The following is a 16,223-nucleotide window of genomic DNA, read 5'->3' on the forward strand; positions in this document are numbered from 1 at the left end:
TGTGATGTCCAGGGAGGTTGGTCAGTCGGGTGACCGGTGGCTGTCCTCCGATGGCGGAGTGGGCTCGGTGGTGATTGTAGAAGTGCAGCCAACCCGGTAGGGCGGTGTTGCGTTCTTCGGTCGATTGGTAGAGCCGGGCGTAGGCCCAACCGTCGCCCAGGGTGCGGTGGAATCGCTCGATCTTGCCGTTGGTCTGAGGCCGATACGGACGGGTCCGCTTCGGGATAATGTCCATTTCGGCGCAGGCGTCGCGCCAGGCGTAGGACCGGTAGGCCGATCCGTTGTCGGACAGGACGCGTTCGACGATGACGCCCCGCTCGGCGAACCAGGTCACGGCCCGCCGCAGCACACCGATCGCCGTGACCGCTGTTTCGTCGGTGCAGATTTCGGCATAGGCCACGCGGGAGTGATCATCGATCACGGTGTGCAGGAACGCAATTCCTATTCTCGGCCGGTATTGGTGGGCGCGATCACCGCGGTCGCCAGTGCGTCGGGCCGTTTGTCGCGCGTTGCGCTTGCTCTGTTGATGAGTCAGGAATTTATGGCCGCCGCCGTCGGGGATGTTGGCGAACTTGGTGACGTCGACGTGGATCAACGAGCCCGGATGGTCATGCTCGTAGCGTCGAATGGGTTCACCGGTGACGCGGTCGATATAGGACAAACGGTTGATCCGACACCGGGTCAACACCGCATGCACCGTGGAGGCCGGCACTCCGAGTTGACCGGCTATCTGCACCGGTCCCAACCGCTTGCGCCACCGCACGTCGACGATCCGCCGCATGACCTGCTGGCTGGTCTTGGTAGGGGTGAGGTGTGGTCGCGAACTGCGGTCGTCCATCCCGGCGACACCCTCGGCGCGGAACCGGTCGGCCCACTTCTTGGCCGTGCGTGGGGCGACCATGAACATCTTGGCGGCAGCGGCGTAGGTCCAGTTGGACTCGACGACGAGCCGGGCGAGCCTCAATCGAGCGCGCGGGGTCAGAGCAGCGTTAGCGTGGGACACGAAGGCCTCCTGGTTGGTGAAGCGGTTCCTAGACAGCTCCACTTCACAACCGGAGGCCTTCCCTGTCACACAGGCTCACCGATAACGGGAGGGACAACCTCCCTGGACATCNGGTGAAGCGGTTCCTAGACAGCTCCACTTCACAACCGGAGGCCTTCCCTGTCACACAGGCTCACCGATAACGGGAGGGACAACCTCCCTGGACATCGAGGTGGGTTAACCCACCAGCTGGTACGTCGGCTCGTTGCGTTTGATCACGGCGATCACCCGGTAGGTGACCGGCAGCATGACCACCTCGACGGCGGTCTTGTAGAACCAGCCCAGCGCGGTGTAGACGGCGAAGTCTTTGAAGGTGGAGATGCCGATCGCGCTGGCGGCGATCGTGCAGAACACCAGGGTGTCGCCGAGCTGGCCGACGAACGTCGAGCCGACCAGCCGCGCCCACAGGTGCTTCTCCTTGGTGCGCTCCTTGATCGCCACCACCACCCACGCGTTGAGGGTCTGCCCGACGATGAAGCCGGCCAGCCCGGCGACGATCAGCTGGGTGTAGGCGTGCACGACGTTCTCGAAGTGTTCCTGGTTGGTGTAGAAGTCGGCCGCAGGGAGGTAGATCGTCACCCAGAAGGCAAGGGCGGCAAGGATGTTCATTGCGAAGCCCGTCAAGATGGCACGCCGGGCGGCCTTGAACCCGTACACCTCGCTGAGCACGTCGCCGATCACGTAGGTCAGGGGGAACACGATGAAGCCGCCGTCGGTGATGATCGGCCCGAACGCGACGCCCTTGGTGGCGGTGACGTTGGAGATGATCACCAGCGCGGTGAACACGGCGACGAGGATCGGATAGTAGGCCGAGCCCACGCGGGCGAAGCTGGCGTGTCGATCCAGGTCGGTGGGCTGCTCGGTCACCGGCCCATTAGATCAGCCCAGCGCGGTCGCGATCATCGGCGGCAGTTTGTCGACCACCACCGGGTAGGACAGCGTCGAGGCGTAGGCGATCGCGCCGGCCAGCTCCTTGCCGGTGAACACGTTGCGGTTCCGCGCGGTGATGCGTGACTGCGCGACGGCGGGGTCGGCCAGCAGCGCGGCCTGCTCCTCGTCGTTCTCCGTGGTCCAGATCACCACGTCGGCCTGGTCGAGTACCTGGGTCAGTCGGTCCCGCGGGATCAGCCCGTCGGCGTCGGCGAGGGTGAGGCCCATCGCGGTCAGGAATTCACGCCGCCAGGCCGGCCCGCTGACCCGGGCGCCGCCGGCCTCCAGCCGGCCGTCGAGCAGCAGCAGTTTCCGGTCGGCGAACGCGGGATGGTCGTCTTTGACCTTCGTGAAGGACGCGTCGACGTCGGCGACGAGCTTGGTCATGTCCTCGTGGTGGTAGGTCGCCTGCCCGATCAGGTCGGCCTGATCGCGCCAGGGTTCGAAGAACGCATCGCGGCCGGACTGGGGGATCGTCGGGGCGAGCGCCTTGAGCGCGGTGTAGGTGTCCGCGTCCAGGCCGGCGTTGGTGGCGACGATGAGATCCGGTCGGGCAGCGGCGATCTCCTTGACCGGGATGCCGTCGGCGAGCGAGAGCACCGCCGGCGTTGCGCCGCCGAGCCGGGCCTGCGCCCACGGCCACACGCCGAACGGCTCGCCGCCGAACCAGTCCGTCACGGCGACCGGCACGACCCCCACCGACAGCAGGAAATCGGCGTCGGTGAGGCCGGCGCTGACGACGCGGGTGGGCGGCTTGGTGATCGTCGTCTCGCCGAACGCGTGCGTGACGGTGACCGAGCCGTCGGAGGCGACGGCGCCCGGTTTCTCGGATCTGCAGGCGGTCAGCAACGCCGCCGCGGCGGCCATCCCCAGGACGTTCCGCCGGGACCACAACTCGGGCACCCGGCGAGAATAGCTAGCTGACCGTGAAGTTTCCGAACAACACGAGGGCCAGTCCGAGCGCGACGACGATGTTGACGACGGTGGCCGAGGCGAAGACGGCGATCGGTCGCCATCCCGCTTCGCGCAGGCCCCGCAGCGAGAACTCCAGGCCGATCGCGACGAACGCGAAGATCAGGAACCAGGTGCGCAGGTCGTTGACGGTCGTGATGGTCGCCTTGTCGCCGCCCCACTGCAGGTACAGCGTGCCGATGACCGACGCCGCGACGAAGCCGAGGACGAACTTGGGGAAACGCTCCCAGAACTGCCCGATGGTCGGGCGGGCCTCGCTGGAGCTGCGGCGTTCGACCTTGAGCGCGAAGTAGGCCGTCAGCGCGATCGCGACCACGCCGATCAGCGCGTTCTGCGTGGTCTTCACGATGGTGGCGATCTGCAGGGCGTCCTCTCCGGCGATCGCGCCGGAGGCCGCGACCGCGGCGGTGGTGCCGATGTTGCCGCCGATCCAGGCTCCGGCCACCGCGTCGGACAGCCCGAGAACACCTGCCAGCCAGGGCAGCAGGAAGATCGACGGGAGCGCGAAGACGATCACCAGCGACGCGGCGTACGCGAGTTGCTCGCGTCTGGCCTGCACCGCGCCGGCGGCGGCGATCGCGGCGCTCACCCCGCAGATCGACACCGCCGAGGCCAGCAGCGCGCGCAACTTGTCCTCGATGCCGAGCCGTCCGCCCAGCCACCACGTGAAACCGAACACGATGGTGATGAGCAGCAACGCCTGGATGATCGCCGGGCCCGCGGCCGTTGCGAGGACTTTCAGGTTGATCGACGCCCCGAGGAGCACGAGACCGGTCTTGATGAAGAACTCGGTGCGGAAGCCCGCCGACAGCGCGTCCCGCAGCGCCAACCGGGACAGCACGACGTTGCCGAGCAGCCCGAGCGCGATCGCGTAGACGGGGAACTCGATGGACTTCGCCACCCCCGCGAACCCGGTCCCGGCGGCCCAGCGGGGGACCTGCTGCTCGAGGAACCGGGTGGCCGCGCCGAGGACGATCACGACCAGGACACCGGCGACGGCGTACGCGACGCCGGACGACCGGGGCCGGGTGGGGGCGTCGGTGGCCTGGCCGGTCACGGGATCACGCTGCCGGGCAGGGCGCCGATCAGCACCAGGGTCAGCAGGGCCAGGCCCACGATCACGGCCAGCCAGTCCTCATTGAGTCGCCGGCCGTGAGGCGGCGCGTCGGGCTGTTCGGGCATGGCCGCAGACGCTAGGTGCGGCGGGCACCGATGTCAGCGGTTGCGATCAGGGCGAACAGAAGCGCGGAAACGGTCTGCGGGGCGTCACTTCTCGGCCGCGTTGAGCGGCAGGCCGGCGTCGAGGAAGTCCAGCCCGGCGAACAGGGCGTCGGGAGCCATCGGGGTCCCGTGCAGCGCAGCCATCATCACGCCGGTCATCGCGCCGGCGGTGATCCTCAGCCGAGGATCGTCCACGGGCCGGCCCAGCCGGGTGGCGAGTGCATCCGTGATCAGCTCGATGGTGTGGATGTACTCGTGATAGAGGGCGCCGCCGGCCTCCGGCAGCGTGTAGAGGAGCCGCTGGCGGGCCATCTCATCACTCCACTCCGACCCGGCGAAGCCGCTGAAGACCTGCTCGAGGGCGTGCCGGTAGGCGGCGATCGGAGACAGTTCGGCGGGCGCGGCGAGGAACAGCGCGACGATCGGTTCCATCAGCTGATCGGGGATCAGCAACGCGGCCTTGTTCGGGAAGTAGCGGAAGAAGGTGCGCGGCGAGACGTCGGCCGCCTCGGCGATCTGCTCGATCGTGGTGTTGGGGTAGCCGTTCTTCTCGAAGAGCCGAAACGCAGCGATGCGGACCGCTTCACGGGTCTGTCTCTTCTTGCGTTCCCGGAGCCCTTCGGAGTTGCCCGGCTTCATACCATCGATTGTCTCGTAGTCGAGGGGCGGCAACCGCGGTTTGGATCAGGTGAGGACCAGTGTCACACTCAGCGCGATCATCATCACCGCGATTCCGCCGTCAAGCAGCCGCCATGTTCGCGGCGATTCGAAGTAGCGCCGCAACCTTCGGGCGCCGAATCCCAGCCCGGTGAACCAGACGGCGCTGGCGGTCACCGCACCGATGCCGAACAGCCAACGCCCGTCGCGGTGCTCGTTGGCCAGCGCACCGAGGAGCACCACGGTGTCGAGGTACACGTGCGGGTTGAGAAACGTCAGCGCCAGACAGGTGGCCAGCACGCCGGCCAGGCGAGCGGGTTGCGCATCCGACGGCGTCAGCGTTCCCGGCCGCAGCGCCCGTCGCGCCGCGAGCAGGCCGTAGCCGAGCAGAAACGCGGCGCCGCCATAGGTCGCGACGGTCACCAGGTCGGGATGGGTGCTGACCAGGGCGCCGAATCCCGCGATACCGGCGGCGACGAGCACCAGATCGGACACGGTGCAGACGGCCACGACCGGCAGCACGTGTTCGCCGCGGATGCCCTGGCGGAGCACGAACGCGTTCTGGGCCCCGATCGCCGCGATCAGCGCCATCGTGGTGGCGAAGCCGCTGAGCACGATCAGCGCGGCGGGGGTCATGCGTTTGACGCTAGAGGCGATGATTCTGACAGTAAAACTAAAGATTCTTCATCAGATTTAGCAAGGTTAATGATTCGACGGGCCCTGACCGGGTGCCCATGCTGAGGTGATGAACGCACAGCTGCACGAGGATCTCGAGGCGTTCCTGGCGCACGCGGGGCCGCTGTACCGCCGTGACCCCGTCCTGCACACGATCGAGCTAACGGCGCTCCGCGCGGGAATACCCGCCCGGTCGACGATGGTGACGGTGCACGTCGGCGACACCGTGGTCGGGGCGGCGCTGCAGACGCCGCCGTATCCGTTGTTGGTCACGGGTCTGGCGGGGGCCGCGACCGAGCGCGCGGCCGAACGCCTCGCCGAGACGCACCCCGATCTCGACGGCATCCGCGGTGTCCGGGGCACCGCGACACGGTTTGCGGCGGCCTGGCAGGAGGCCACCGGCCGGGCCGGGCACGTCGACCTGGGTGAGCGGCTCTACCGGCTGGGCACACTGGCGCCGCCAACCGGTGTGCGCGGCGCCGATCGTCTCGCAACCGCGGACGATCACACTGTGCTCGTCGACTGGGTGGAGAACTTCTTCGTCGAGACCTTCAACGAACCCCGCGACGACGCCGCCGGAGCCCGGTTCGTCGCGCACGCCGCCGACATCGGGGACCGGTTCGTGCTGTGGACCCGGGACGACGAGCCGGTGAGTATGGCGATGCTGCGCGCCCCGGCGTCGGGCGTCTCGCGGATCGGGCCGGTCTACACGCCGACCGCGGCCAGGGGGCAGGGCTTCGGTTCCGCGGTGACGGCCGCGGCCGCCCGGCTCGCGCATCGCAGCGGAACCCGCGAGGTGGTGCTGTTCGCCGACCTGGCGAACCCCGTGTCCAACGCGATCTATCAGCGCATCGGTTTCGAGGCGGTCACCGACTTCGTCCGCATCGAGTTCGAGACCCCCTGAGGCGGCTGAGGCACCCTGGAGGCATGACCTCCTTGCCGGACCCGGCCGAATTCACGCTCGAGGAGAAGGTGTCGCTGACCAGCGGCGCGAGCTTCTGGTACACCGAAGCCATTGAGCGCGTAGGCATTCCATCGATCATGCTGACCGACGGGCCGCACGGCGTGCGCAAGCAGCGGGCCGGCGCAGATCACCTCGGCATCGGTGACAGCGAGCCGGCGACCTGCTTTCCTCCGGCGGTCGCCCTCGGCTGCTCCTGGGATCCCGTCCTGGTGGAACGGATCGGTGCGGCCCTCGGCGCCGAAGCCGCCGCCCGGGACGTCGCGGTGCTGCTCGGTCCGGGCGTCAACATCAAGCGCACACCGCTGTGCGGGCGCACCTTCGAGTACTTCTCCGAAGATCCCGTGGTCTCGGGCGTGCTGGGCGCGGCGATGGTCGCCGGAATCCAGAGCCGCGGGGTGGGCGCATCGCTGAAGCACTTCGCGGCCAACAACCAGGAGACCGACCGGATGCGGGTCAGCGCCGACATCGATCCGCGCCCGCTGCGGGAGATCTACCTGCGGGCCTTCGCCCACGTCGTGCGGGAGGCGCGGCCATGGACGGTGATGTGCTCCTACAACCGCATCAACGGCGTCTACACCGCGCAGGATCGGTGGCTGCTCACGACGGTGCTGCGGGAACAGTGGGGGTTCGACGGTGTCGTCGTGTCGGACTGGGGCGCTGCCGATGACCGCCCGGCGTCGCTGGCCGCCGGCCTGGACCTGGCGATGCCCGGCCCCACCCGCGCCGGAGATGCGGCGATCCTGGCTGCCGTCGAGACCGGCACCGTCGACGCGCAGCGGGTGGACGAAGCCGCCGCGCGGGTGCTGCAGCTGATCGAGAGGACGGACCGCCGATCGGCCGAGCCCGTGGACACCGACGCCCACCATGCGCTGGCCCGCGAGGCCGCAGGGCGGTCGATCGTGTTGCTGCGCAACGACGGTGACCTACTACCCCTGCGCCCCGACACCAGCGTCGCCGTCATCGGCGCCTTCGCCGCGGAGCCCCGCTACCAGGGCGGCGGCTCGTCGAGGATCAATCCCACCCGGCTCGACAACGCTCTCGACGAGATTCGTCGTCTGGCCAATGCAACCGTCACCTATCATCCCGGCGACCCGAGGGATGACGCCGTCGCCGCCGCCGCGGCGGCCGACGTCGCCGTCGTGTTCCTGGGCCTGCCGGAAGCGGCGGAGTCCGAGGGGTACGACCGCGACGACATCGACCTTCCCGCAGAGCAATTGGCGCTCCTCGACGCGGTGCTGGCGGCCAACCCGCGAACCGTGGTGGTGCTGTCCAACGGTGGAGTGGTGGCGCTGCCGTTCGCCGAGGAGGTGCCCGCGCTGCTCGAGGGATGGTTGCTCGGCCAGGCCGGCGGCGGCGCCCTCGCCGACGTGCTGTTCGGTGTGGTCAATCCGTCGGCCAAGCTCACCGAGACGATTCCGCTGCGGTTGCAGGACACCCCGGCCTATCTCGATTTCCCCGGTGAGCACGGCCATGTCCGTTACGGCGAAGGGCTTTTCGTCGGCTACCGGTGGTACGACGCGCGCGACCTCGATGTCGCGTTCCCCTTCGGCCACGGGCTGAGCTACACCACCTTCGACTACCGCGACGCGTCGGCGATCGTCGACGATGCCGGCGATCTCACCGTCGAGGTGTCGGTGACGAACACCGGTGCGGTGGCCGGACGGGAGATCGTGCAGGTCTACACGGGTCTGCGTGACAGTGCCGTGGCACGGGCCCCGCGCGAGTGCAAGGCGTTCGCCTCCGTGCCACTCGAGCCCGGTGAGACGCGCCGGGTCCGGGTGACGATCCGGCGGGAAGACCTGGCGTACTGGGACATTCGCGTCGACGGCTGGGTCGTCGAGAATGGGACGTACACCGTCGACGTCGCCGCGTCGAGTCGCGACGTGCGCGCCTCGCTGCGCGTCGATGTCGCCGGGGACGACGTGAGCCTGCCGTTGACGCGGATGTCGTCGATCGGCGAGGTGATGGCGCACCCGGTGGCCGGACCCGCGCTGGCCGGTGCGATGGCCTCGGCGATGCCGGATGGCGGCGGCTCCGCGGGGATCATGCCGGAGGGAGTCGACATCGCCCGGATGCTCGAGGGAATCCCGATCGGGCGAGCCGGCGTGTTCGCCGCGGCGGCCGGAGCGGAAGTCGACCCCGCGATGATCGACGCCCTCCTGGGGACGGCCGAGCGACCCGCGGATTAGGGTGTCACGCCGTCGCTGCGGGGCTGTCGGGCACCGGCAGCGCCTCGGCCGCCCCCGCGCCCGTGGCGGGGACGAACTCAGAACCCGACGATCGGCCGCGTCGGCGTCCCGCGATCACGAGCGCCCCGAGCAGCGCTCCCGTCGTGATCACCGTCGGCCAGAACAGCAACTGGGCCAGCGCGACCCTACGTTGCACCTTCAGGCCCAGCCGGGCCGCCGACCGCGTTCGGGTGGTGACGCTCATGAGTGTGGCCTCCGCTTCGTGGATGTGCCTCGGCCATACCCTCGCCGTCAGGGCGGCAAACGCCGGCGTCGTCGGGCTCGGGCTCGGGCTGGTGGAAGGTGACGTCGACGCGCTGGAACCCCTTGGCCTGCTGCGCTTCGGCCTGTCCGGCGTACATCTTGCGGTCGGCCTCGGTCAGTTCCACGTTGTCGGTGAACGGCGTCAACAGGGCCCGGGGGTGCAGCCGATCCACCCGTACGGCGTTGATCTCCGCGCAGACCAGCAGCGACGTCGACACCAGATACAGGAACGCCAGCAGGCCCAGCACGATCGCGAACACACTGTTGGTGGCGCTGGCCGTGCCCAGCACGTGAGCCACGTACGCCGCGCCGAACCACTGCAGCATCTGCCAGACCACAGCGGCCGTGAGCGCCCCGGGCAGGACGTCGCGATAGCTCAGCGACCGCACGGTGGTCACCCGGAACGCGGCGACGCACACCGCCGTGTTCAACGCCAGGGACGCGACGACGACGCCGACGGTGCCGAGGAACCCCAGGCCGGCCCAGGCCCTGCCGACGGCGGTCAGGACCGTCGTCCCGATGACCGCCGACCCCAGCACGATCAGCAGCACCAGGCTGTACAGGCGCGCTCTGATGGGGTCGGGTCGGGTGTACCGCGGGACCGCCCACACGGTGTTCATCGCGTTCTGCAGGGCGTTGCCGACGCCGAGCCCGCCGTACAGCGCGCCCGCGATGCCGATGATCACCGCGGTGGTGCCGCCGCTGAGGGCCTCGGGCCGGCTGAGCTGGTCGCTGATCACCGGGAACTGGTCGATGGCTGCGTTGACGATCTGCTCGCGCCACTCCGGCCGGCCCGCGAGGACCACGCCCAGCAGCGTGGTCAACAGCAACAGCAGCGGGAACAGCGAGACGAACGCGTAATAGGTGATCAGCGCGGCCAGGTAGCCGGCCTGATCGTCGACGTACTTGTAGACCACGGCGATGGCGAACCCCGCCGCCCGGCTGCGTTGCTGCAAGCGGTCCAGCCACCCGACCATCGTGACCTCCCACGCCTGTGCGGCCCTGCGCCGATGCCGGGATACCCGCTCACCTGGGCGATCATGCCCGCTTTCCCCGTGAGCGCCGCAGCGTGCGGCCGCGCTGGCGCAGAGCGTGCTCCTTGGCGGCGTTCTTGTCGATCATCTTCGTGTCGCGCAGCGGCAGTTGAAGGTCGTCCTCGGCGGCGATCCCGGCCTGCAATTGGCGGCCGCGCTCGAGTTCGGCGTCCACCTCGGCGCCGAACAGCAGCGCCAGGTTCGTCAGCCACAGCCACAGCAGGAACACGATGACGCCGGCGAGCGTACCGAAGGTCTTGTTGTAGCTGCCGAAGTTGGCGACGTAGACACCGAACAGCAGCGACGCGACGATCCAGGTGAGGATCGCGATGGCTGCCCCGACACTGATCCAGCGGAACTTCGGCTGCTGGACGTTGGGGCCGTTGGAGTACAACGTCGCCACGCCTACGACGACGAGCAGCAGCAGCACCGGCCACCGGGCGATGTTCCACACCGTCAACCCGGTCTCCCCGATGCCGAGGGAGCCGCCCACCGCCTCCGCGACCGGTCCGCTGACCGCGAGCAGGAGCGCCGCGATCGCCGCGACGATCAGTCCGGCGAACGTCAGCGCGAGTTGCTGCAGCCGCAACTTCCACGCCGGGCGGCCCTCCTCGACCTCGTAGATGCGGTTCATCGCGCGGCCGAAGGCGCCGACGTAGCCCGATGCCGACCACAGAGCACCGAGGATGCCGACCACCAGCGTGATCCCGGCCGACGGTGCATTGACGAGCTGCTCGATCGGCTGGCGCAGGACGTCGACGGCCGCGCCGGGGCTGACGTCGTCCACGATCCCGAGGATGGTGTCGGCGGTGCGCTCGCCCTGACCGACGACGCCGAGCAGCGACATCACCACGAGCAGCGCGGGGAACAGCGAGAGCACCGCGAAGTAGGTGAGCGCGGCGGCCAGGTCCATGCACTGGTCGCGGGTGAATTCGCCGGCGGTCTGGCGCAGCACGTAGAGCAGCGACGGCCGGGTCAGTTCGGTGGGGGAGTCGGGCTTGCCGGGGTCGTCGGCGTCGGGCCGGTCCTCGAGCGTTTCCGCCGGCGAGTCGGCGTGTTCGGTGGGAGTGGCGCCGACGGCACCGGTGGCGCGCGGTGGCCCCGGCCGCTCGTCGGAGCTCTTGCGCGTCGTCAGGGCTCCGGTCGCCAGGCCGACCAGGAACGCGCCGGCCAGCGCGGCGGGGCTGCGCCGCGGGCGGGGTGGCGTGAGCTGTTGCTGCATCCGGGCGGTCTTCCCCGGGGCAGCGGCCCGAAACGTCAGATCAGAGCGCGGCCCGGTCGGCGTTTGTCCGGTGACGCAACGGGCACTCCCCGACAATGACGGAACCGAAGACCGAGCCCTCCACCGGGGAGCTGTTGGGTCAGTTGTCCTCGCAGACGTCACGCCTGATTCGTGACGAGCTGCGGTTGGCGCAGAAGGAAATGCAGGAGTCGGCCAAACACGCCGGCGTGGGTGCCGGCCTGGCCGGCGCGGCCGGACTGCTCGCAGTCCTGGGGTTGGCCACCCTCATCGCAGGCGCTGTCGCCGCGCTCTCCCTCGTGCTGCCCGTGTGGGCGGCCGCGGTGATCGTGGCGGTGGTGCTGTTCGCCGCGGCGGGCATCGCCGCGCTTGTCGGCAAGAAGCAGGTGGAGAAAGTGCCGCCACCGGCTGCGGTGTCGGTCGACAGCGTGAAGACCGACATCGCCGAGTTGAAGGGAGCCCGTCATGGCAGCACCGCCTGATCCTCGGCCCGAGCCGGGTCCGGACGCCGGCATCGACGAGTTGCAGGCCGACATCGAGCGCACCCGCGCCGAACTCGGTGAGACAGTCGGGGCGCTCTCCGACAAACTCGACGTCAAAGGTCGCGCCCAGCAGAAGGTCGCCGACACGAAACAGGCTGTGGCACAACGCAGCCACGACGCGCTCGACACCGCCAAGAAAAAGCCTGCCGTTCCGGTGGGTGTGCTGCTCGCTGCGGCCGCGACGCTGGGCGTGCTGATCTGGCTGCGCCGCCGGCGCTGAGCTCAGTCGTCGTTCTCGGTCAACTCCGGCGCGTTCTCGCGGGTCGCCATGCCGCCCTCGCGGCCGTGATCGGCCGGTCCGGGCCTGTCCTTGTCGTCCTGTTCTGACGGTTCCTTGGCCATGTCGTTCCCTCCCGCGGTGTCGAGCAGCACCGACTCACTCCCAGGCTAGCGGCCCGGCGTACGCTGACCCACCGTGATCGAGATCCCCCTGCGCGAGATGCGGAACTGGTTCGGCTTCGGGGTGGCGGGCAACTTCGCCGGGCACCTCGAACAGGCCGGGGAGGCCGTCGATTTCGTCAATGTGGCCAGCGAGGGAACCGCACCCAAGGGCATCTTCCCGTGGTACGCGCCGGGCGCGGAGGGCTTCCTCGGTGAGTTCCCGCTGTCCAACGACGCGATCGAGCTGCCCGCCGAGAGCCCCGAGTTCTCAGGTCCGCTGAACCTGCAGATCGAACCCGAGGTCGGGGTGGCGTGCCGGGTGGTGTGGCAGGGCGACACCGTCGTCACGCTGCAGCCGTTCGCGTTGGGCGCCTTCAACGACTGCTCGATCCGCCGGCCGGGCGCCAAGAAGATCAGCCACAAGAAGAACTGGGGGCCGGCCTCCAAAGGTGTCTCGGAGTCGTTCTTCGAGATCAGCGATCTCACCCCGGACGGGCCGACCGCGTCGCTGCGCCTGGTCTGCCTCCTGCACTCCGACGGGCAGGAGCACGCCTACGGCGTCGACAGCCCCCTGATCGGCTACTCGTACTACGGCGAGGTCCTCCTCGACTGGATCGTCGAGCGGCTCGCCAACCAGAAGGGCTCGCCGGACACCCCTCTGGAGGACGTCGGAGCGCTGATGGTCGCCAGTGGCCACCCCGAACACGTGCTCATCGGCATCGGCGCCACCCGCTACACCGAGCTCGGCGAAAGCACCTTCCTCAAGGCCGGCGATCAGGCGATCGTGCGGGTCTACGACACCGACAGCGACGACGCCGCGGAGCTGCGCCAGACGGTGCGTTAGCGGTCCGCTCGGATCGTCGGTGGAATTTCTGCGCGGTCGGAGGCATTCCTGTTGGTGATGCCGCAGGGGCGGCCACGACGGAGGAGACCGACATGACCGATCAGCGCACCGTGCGGCGGGCCCTGCTGTTGAGTGCGATCGGGGCGGCTGCTGCGGCGGGGCTGATCGGTCCCGGTGCGGCGAGCGCCGACGCCGCCGACGCGTGTCCCGACGTGCAGGTCGTGTTCGCCCGCGGCACTGCCGAACCGGCAGGTCTGGGCCGGGTGGGCGCGGCGTTCGTCGACGACCTGCGCGACCAGCTCGGCGGCCGCACCGTCACCGCGTCCGCGGTGAATTACCCTGCCTCGTACGACTTCCTGCAGTCCGCGCCCGCCGGCGCCGACGACGCCAGCGCCCAGATCCAGGCCACCGCCGCCCGTTGCCCCGATACCCGCATCGTGGTGGGCGGGTACTCGCAGGGCGCGGCGGTGGTGGATCTGATCACCGGCGATCCGGCCGCCACGTTCGGTTTCGGACGTCCGATGCCGGCCGCGGTCGCCGACCATGTCGCCGCCGTCGCGGTCTTCGGGAACCCTTCGGGCCGCATCGGGCGCGTCCTGACCACGTCGAGTCCCCTCTACGGCGCCAAGACCATCGACCTGTGCAACGGAGCCGATCCGGTCTGCTCCACCGGCGACGACCGGCCGGCCCACAGCCACTATGTGGAATCCGGAATGGTCACGCAGGCAGCTGATTTCGCCGCGGGACGGCTCGCAGGCGGCGCCCCGGCCGGCGTCCTCGTCAACGCCTCGGGCACCGCGGGCTGACCCCCTTCGACCAATGCGGTCCGCAGCCACCGCGCGGCGTGCGACAGTGCCCCTGTGGCGACGACTGTGGCGATCATCGGGGCGGGCCCCGGCGGCTTGGTCACCGCGCGCTGGCTCGCCGCTCAGGGTTTCGAGCCGCACCTGTTCGAGCAGGCGGCGGCGCTGGGCGGCCAGTGGAGCGGTCTGGACGGCACCAGCGGTGTCTGGCCGGGCCTCTACACAAACACCAGCCGCATCCTGACGGCGTTCAGCGATCTCCCGCATGACGGCGATCAGACGTTCCTCGCCGCCGGCGACATCCGCCGCTACCTGATCCGCTACGCCGACACGTTCGGTCTCGTCGACCGAATCCGGTTGTCCACCAAGGTGTCCCGACTGAGTCGGGGCGCCCGCGGATGGACTGTCGAAACCGACAGCGGCGCAGAGAGTTTCGACAGGGTCGTGGTGGCCAGTGGACGCTTCCAGACCCCGGCGGTGCCGACGGTGCACGGAATGGACTCCTTCGCCGGCCCGGAGGGGGTGACATCGACGTTCCACTACCGCGGCGCCGATCGCTATCGCGGCAAACGGGTGCTGGTCGGCGGGTGCGCGGTCAGCGCATTGGAGATCGCCGCCGAGCTCGCGCAGGGCGGCGCGGAGGCCGTGGTGGTGACGCAGCGGCGGCAGCGCTACGTCCTGCCCAAGTTCGCCGCCGGCGTCCCGTCGGATCACCGCATCTTCACCCGGTACGGCGCGCTGGCCGACGAGCGTCTGCCGAGGTCGGCGGTGGACCGTCAGCTGCGCGACATCGTGACCGACGCCGGTGGCAGCCCCGAGCAGTACGGGGCGCCGCGCCCGGACCCGTCGTTGTTCGCGGCCGGGGTCACGCTCAGCCAGGACTACCTTCCGCTCGTTGCCGAAGGCCGGATCGGGATCCGGCCGTGGCTGACGTCGGTGTCCGGGCGCGACGTCACATTCGGTGACGGCAGCACCGCGGCGTTCGACGGCATCGTGTTCGGCACCGGGTTCGCGCTCGACCTCCCGTTTCTCGGCGACGAGATCAGGGCCACCGTCGATCTCGACACCGTCCACCTCGACGCCGATCGGTACACCTTCCACCCGGATCTGCCGGGCCTGGCGTTCGTCGGAATGTGGGATCAGTCGGGCGGCTATTTCGTGCCGCTGGAACTGCAGGCTCGCTGGATCGCCTACACCTGGGGCGGGGTGATCCCGCCGCCCGATCCCGTCGCGCAACGGGCGTCGATCGACGCGTACCGGGAGCGTCGCGGTCTGCCGCAGAAGACCCGGATGAACCTCGCGGTCCTCACCTTCGCGCGCGCCGCCGGCTGCGAGCCGGACCTCGATACCTGGCCGGACCTGCAGCGTGCCTTGCTGTTCGGGCCGCTGGCCCCCAACTGCTTCCGGCTCGAGGGTCCCGACGCCCTGCCCGGCGCCGCGGCCGCGTTCGCCCGCGACGCGGCGGCGTTCGGCGCGATCACGTCGAATGCGTTGACCACCCGTGAGCAGGAGCACTGGGAGCTGCTGCGCGCAGCCGATGGCTAGCATCGTTCGCGTGACGGTGCAGGTGGACAGCGGTCAGCTCGCCGCGCTCGCGGCGGTCGTGGAGTTCGGCAGCTTCGACGCGGCGGCCACGCACATGCATGTCACGCCGTCGGCGATCAGTCAGCGCATCAAGGCCCTGGAGCAGCGCGTCGGCCAGGTCCTGATCTTGCGTGAGAAGCCCTGTGTCGCAACCACTGCGGGCGTTCCGCTCCTGCGGTTGGCGGCGCAGACCGCGCTGCTGGAGGCCGAGGCGCTCGCCGAGATGCGGGGCGGCTCCGCCGAGCGGCCGCGGATTGCGCTGGCCGTGAACGCGGATTCGATGGCGACCTGGTTCACCGGTGTGTTCGACCGGCTGACCGAGGCGCTGCTCGATCTGCGCATCGAGGATCAGGACCACTCCGCGCGCCTGCTGCGCGAGGGTGTCGTGATGGGTGCGGTCACCACCGAACGCGCCGCGGTCCCGGGCTGCCGGGTGCGTCCGCTCGGCATCATGCGCTACCGGCCGGTGGCCACGCCCGACTTCGTCGCGCGGCATCTGCCGGACGGCTTCACCGCCGACGCTGCGGGGCGCGCACCGTCGTTGGCATGGAACCGCGACGATGCGTTGCAGGACCAGTTGCTGCGCAAGGCGTTCGGGACGGTGCTCCGGCGCCCCGTGCACTACGTGCCGACCGCAGCGGGCTTCGGTGCGGCCGTGCACGCCGGCCTGGGGTGGGGGATGTATCCCGAGCAGCTGATCGACAGCACGTTCGTGCGCGTCTGCGACGAGCACCTCGACGTGCCGCTGTACTGGCAGTGCTGGAAGCTCGACAGCCCCACCGTCGACCTGGTGACCGACACCGTCTGTTCGGCCGCAGCGGACCTGCTCCGGTCCCGCTGAC

Annotated in this window: 19 protein-coding genes; 8 read left to right on the forward strand and 11 right to left on the reverse strand. The window is 69.6% G+C overall.

Annotation, left to right across the window (positions count from 1 at the left end):
• The 7 genes from MCHUDSM44219_RS23615 to lysE all read right to left on the reverse strand — a co-directional run.
• Positions 1-1,003, reverse strand: a 1,003-nt coding sequence (locus MCHUDSM44219_RS23615) for an IS481 family transposase (protein WP_109777943.1), incomplete at its 3' end; no start/stop codon positions are given.
• Between the two features lie 216 nt (positions 1,004-1,219).
• A complete protein-coding gene (locus MCHUDSM44219_RS23620; RefSeq protein ID WP_048420708.1) occupies positions 1,220-1,909 on the reverse strand; it encodes a queuosine precursor transporter in 690 nt (229 codons plus the stop codon).
• 12 nt (positions 1,910-1,921) lie between these two features.
• Positions 1,922-2,875 carry an ABC transporter substrate-binding protein gene (locus MCHUDSM44219_RS23625; protein ID WP_162232103.1) on the reverse strand — a complete coding sequence of 318 codons (954 nt, stop codon included), beginning with the start codon at positions 2,873-2,875 and terminating at the stop codon, positions 1,922-1,924.
• Positions 2,876-2,888: 13 nt separating this feature from the next.
• Positions 2,889-4,001 carry a YeiH family protein gene (locus MCHUDSM44219_RS23630; RefSeq protein WP_048420709.1) on the reverse strand — a complete coding sequence of 371 codons (1,113 nt, stop codon included), beginning with the start codon at positions 3,999-4,001 and terminating at the stop codon, positions 2,889-2,891.
• A complete protein-coding gene (locus MCHUDSM44219_RS31560) occupies positions 3,998-4,126 on the reverse strand; it encodes a hypothetical protein (protein WP_109777937.1) in 129 nt (42 codons plus the stop codon). The genes MCHUDSM44219_RS23630 and MCHUDSM44219_RS31560 overlap by 4 nt, the downstream gene beginning before the upstream one ends.
• 84 nt (positions 4,127-4,210) lie before the next feature.
• On the reverse strand, positions 4,211-4,804 hold the full coding sequence (locus tag MCHUDSM44219_RS23635) for a TetR family transcriptional regulator (RefSeq protein WP_048420710.1): 594 nt from the start codon (positions 4,802-4,804) through the stop codon (positions 4,211-4,213).
• A gap of 45 nt (positions 4,805-4,849) precedes the next feature.
• Positions 4,850-5,458 (reverse strand): L-lysine exporter, encoded by a 609-nt coding sequence (gene lysE / locus MCHUDSM44219_RS23640; RefSeq protein ID WP_048420711.1) that lies wholly within the window; start codon positions 5,456-5,458, stop codon positions 4,850-4,852.
• A gap of 109 nt (positions 5,459-5,567) precedes the next feature.
• Here lysE and MCHUDSM44219_RS23645 point away from each other — a divergent pair, with 109 nt between their 5' ends.
• The gene (locus tag MCHUDSM44219_RS23645; protein WP_048420712.1) at positions 5,568-6,401 is read left to right on the forward strand and encodes a GNAT family N-acetyltransferase; all 834 of its coding nucleotides are present in this window, start codon (positions 5,568-5,570) and stop codon (positions 6,399-6,401) included.
• A 23-nt stretch (positions 6,402-6,424) separates the two neighbouring features.
• On the forward strand, positions 6,425-8,650 hold the full coding sequence (locus MCHUDSM44219_RS23650) for a glycoside hydrolase family 3 C-terminal domain-containing protein (protein WP_048420713.1): 2,226 nt from the start codon (positions 6,425-6,427) through the stop codon (positions 8,648-8,650).
• 4 nt (positions 8,651-8,654) lie between these two features.
• Here MCHUDSM44219_RS23650 and MCHUDSM44219_RS29845 read toward each other — a convergent pair whose 3' ends face one another.
• From MCHUDSM44219_RS29845 to MCHUDSM44219_RS23660, 3 genes are all read right to left on the reverse strand, one after another.
• Complete coding sequence (locus tag MCHUDSM44219_RS29845; RefSeq protein WP_112744714.1) at positions 8,655-8,846, reverse strand: hypothetical protein; 192 nt, start codon at positions 8,844-8,846, stop codon at positions 8,655-8,657.
• Positions 8,836-9,930, reverse strand: coding sequence for a YihY/virulence factor BrkB family protein (locus MCHUDSM44219_RS23655; protein WP_082162363.1), 1,095 nt, complete (start codon positions 9,928-9,930; stop codon positions 8,836-8,838). The genes MCHUDSM44219_RS29845 and MCHUDSM44219_RS23655 overlap by 11 nt, the downstream gene beginning before the upstream one ends.
• Before the next feature lie 61 nt (positions 9,931-9,991).
• Positions 9,992-11,209, reverse strand: coding sequence for a YihY/virulence factor BrkB family protein (locus tag MCHUDSM44219_RS23660; protein WP_048420714.1), 1,218 nt, complete (start codon positions 11,207-11,209; stop codon positions 9,992-9,994).
• 95 nt (positions 11,210-11,304) lie between these two features.
• On the opposite strand from MCHUDSM44219_RS23660, the gene MCHUDSM44219_RS23665 reads away from it, so the two are divergent.
• Positions 11,305-11,709: a phage holin family protein gene (locus MCHUDSM44219_RS23665; protein ID WP_048420715.1), complete on the forward strand. Its 405-nt coding sequence runs from the start codon at positions 11,305-11,307 to the stop codon at positions 11,707-11,709.
• Positions 11,693-11,989 carry a DUF3618 domain-containing protein gene (locus MCHUDSM44219_RS23670; protein ID WP_048420716.1) on the forward strand — a complete coding sequence of 99 codons (297 nt, stop codon included), beginning with the start codon at positions 11,693-11,695 and terminating at the stop codon, positions 11,987-11,989. Before MCHUDSM44219_RS23665 ends, MCHUDSM44219_RS23670 begins: the two co-directional genes overlap by 17 nt.
• 2 nt (positions 11,990-11,991) lie before the next feature.
• On the opposite strand, the gene MCHUDSM44219_RS30080 is transcribed toward MCHUDSM44219_RS23670, so the two are convergent.
• On the reverse strand, positions 11,992-12,141 hold the full coding sequence (locus MCHUDSM44219_RS30080; RefSeq protein ID WP_157868784.1) for a hypothetical protein: 150 nt from the start codon (positions 12,139-12,141) through the stop codon (positions 11,992-11,994).
• A 43-nt stretch (positions 12,142-12,184) separates the two neighbouring features.
• On the opposite strand from MCHUDSM44219_RS30080, the gene MCHUDSM44219_RS23675 reads away from it, so the two are divergent.
• The 4 genes from MCHUDSM44219_RS23675 (at position 12,185) to MCHUDSM44219_RS23690 (ending at position 16,222) form a co-directional block, all read left to right on the forward strand.
• Complete coding sequence (locus MCHUDSM44219_RS23675) at positions 12,185-12,994, forward strand: DUF5718 family protein (RefSeq protein ID WP_048420717.1); 810 nt, start codon at positions 12,185-12,187, stop codon at positions 12,992-12,994.
• 92 nt (positions 12,995-13,086) lie between these two features.
• The gene (locus MCHUDSM44219_RS23680) at positions 13,087-13,800 is read left to right on the forward strand and encodes a cutinase family protein (protein ID WP_048420718.1); all 714 of its coding nucleotides are present in this window, start codon (positions 13,087-13,089) and stop codon (positions 13,798-13,800) included.
• A gap of 54 nt (positions 13,801-13,854) precedes the next feature.
• The gene (locus tag MCHUDSM44219_RS23685) at positions 13,855-15,342 is read left to right on the forward strand and encodes a flavin-containing monooxygenase (protein ID WP_048420719.1); all 1,488 of its coding nucleotides are present in this window, start codon (positions 13,855-13,857) and stop codon (positions 15,340-15,342) included.
• Positions 15,335-16,222, forward strand: a complete 888-nt coding sequence (locus MCHUDSM44219_RS23690; protein WP_048420720.1) for a LysR family transcriptional regulator ArgP — start codon at positions 15,335-15,337, stop codon at positions 16,220-16,222. The genes MCHUDSM44219_RS23685 and MCHUDSM44219_RS23690 overlap by 8 nt, the downstream gene beginning before the upstream one ends.
• The last annotated feature ends 1 nt before the right edge of the window (position 16,223 follow it).

The organism is Mycolicibacterium chubuense, assembly GCF_001044255.1.
In the GTDB taxonomy this organism is placed as follows: domain Bacteria; phylum Actinomycetota; class Actinomycetes; order Mycobacteriales; family Mycobacteriaceae; genus Mycobacterium; species Mycobacterium chubuense.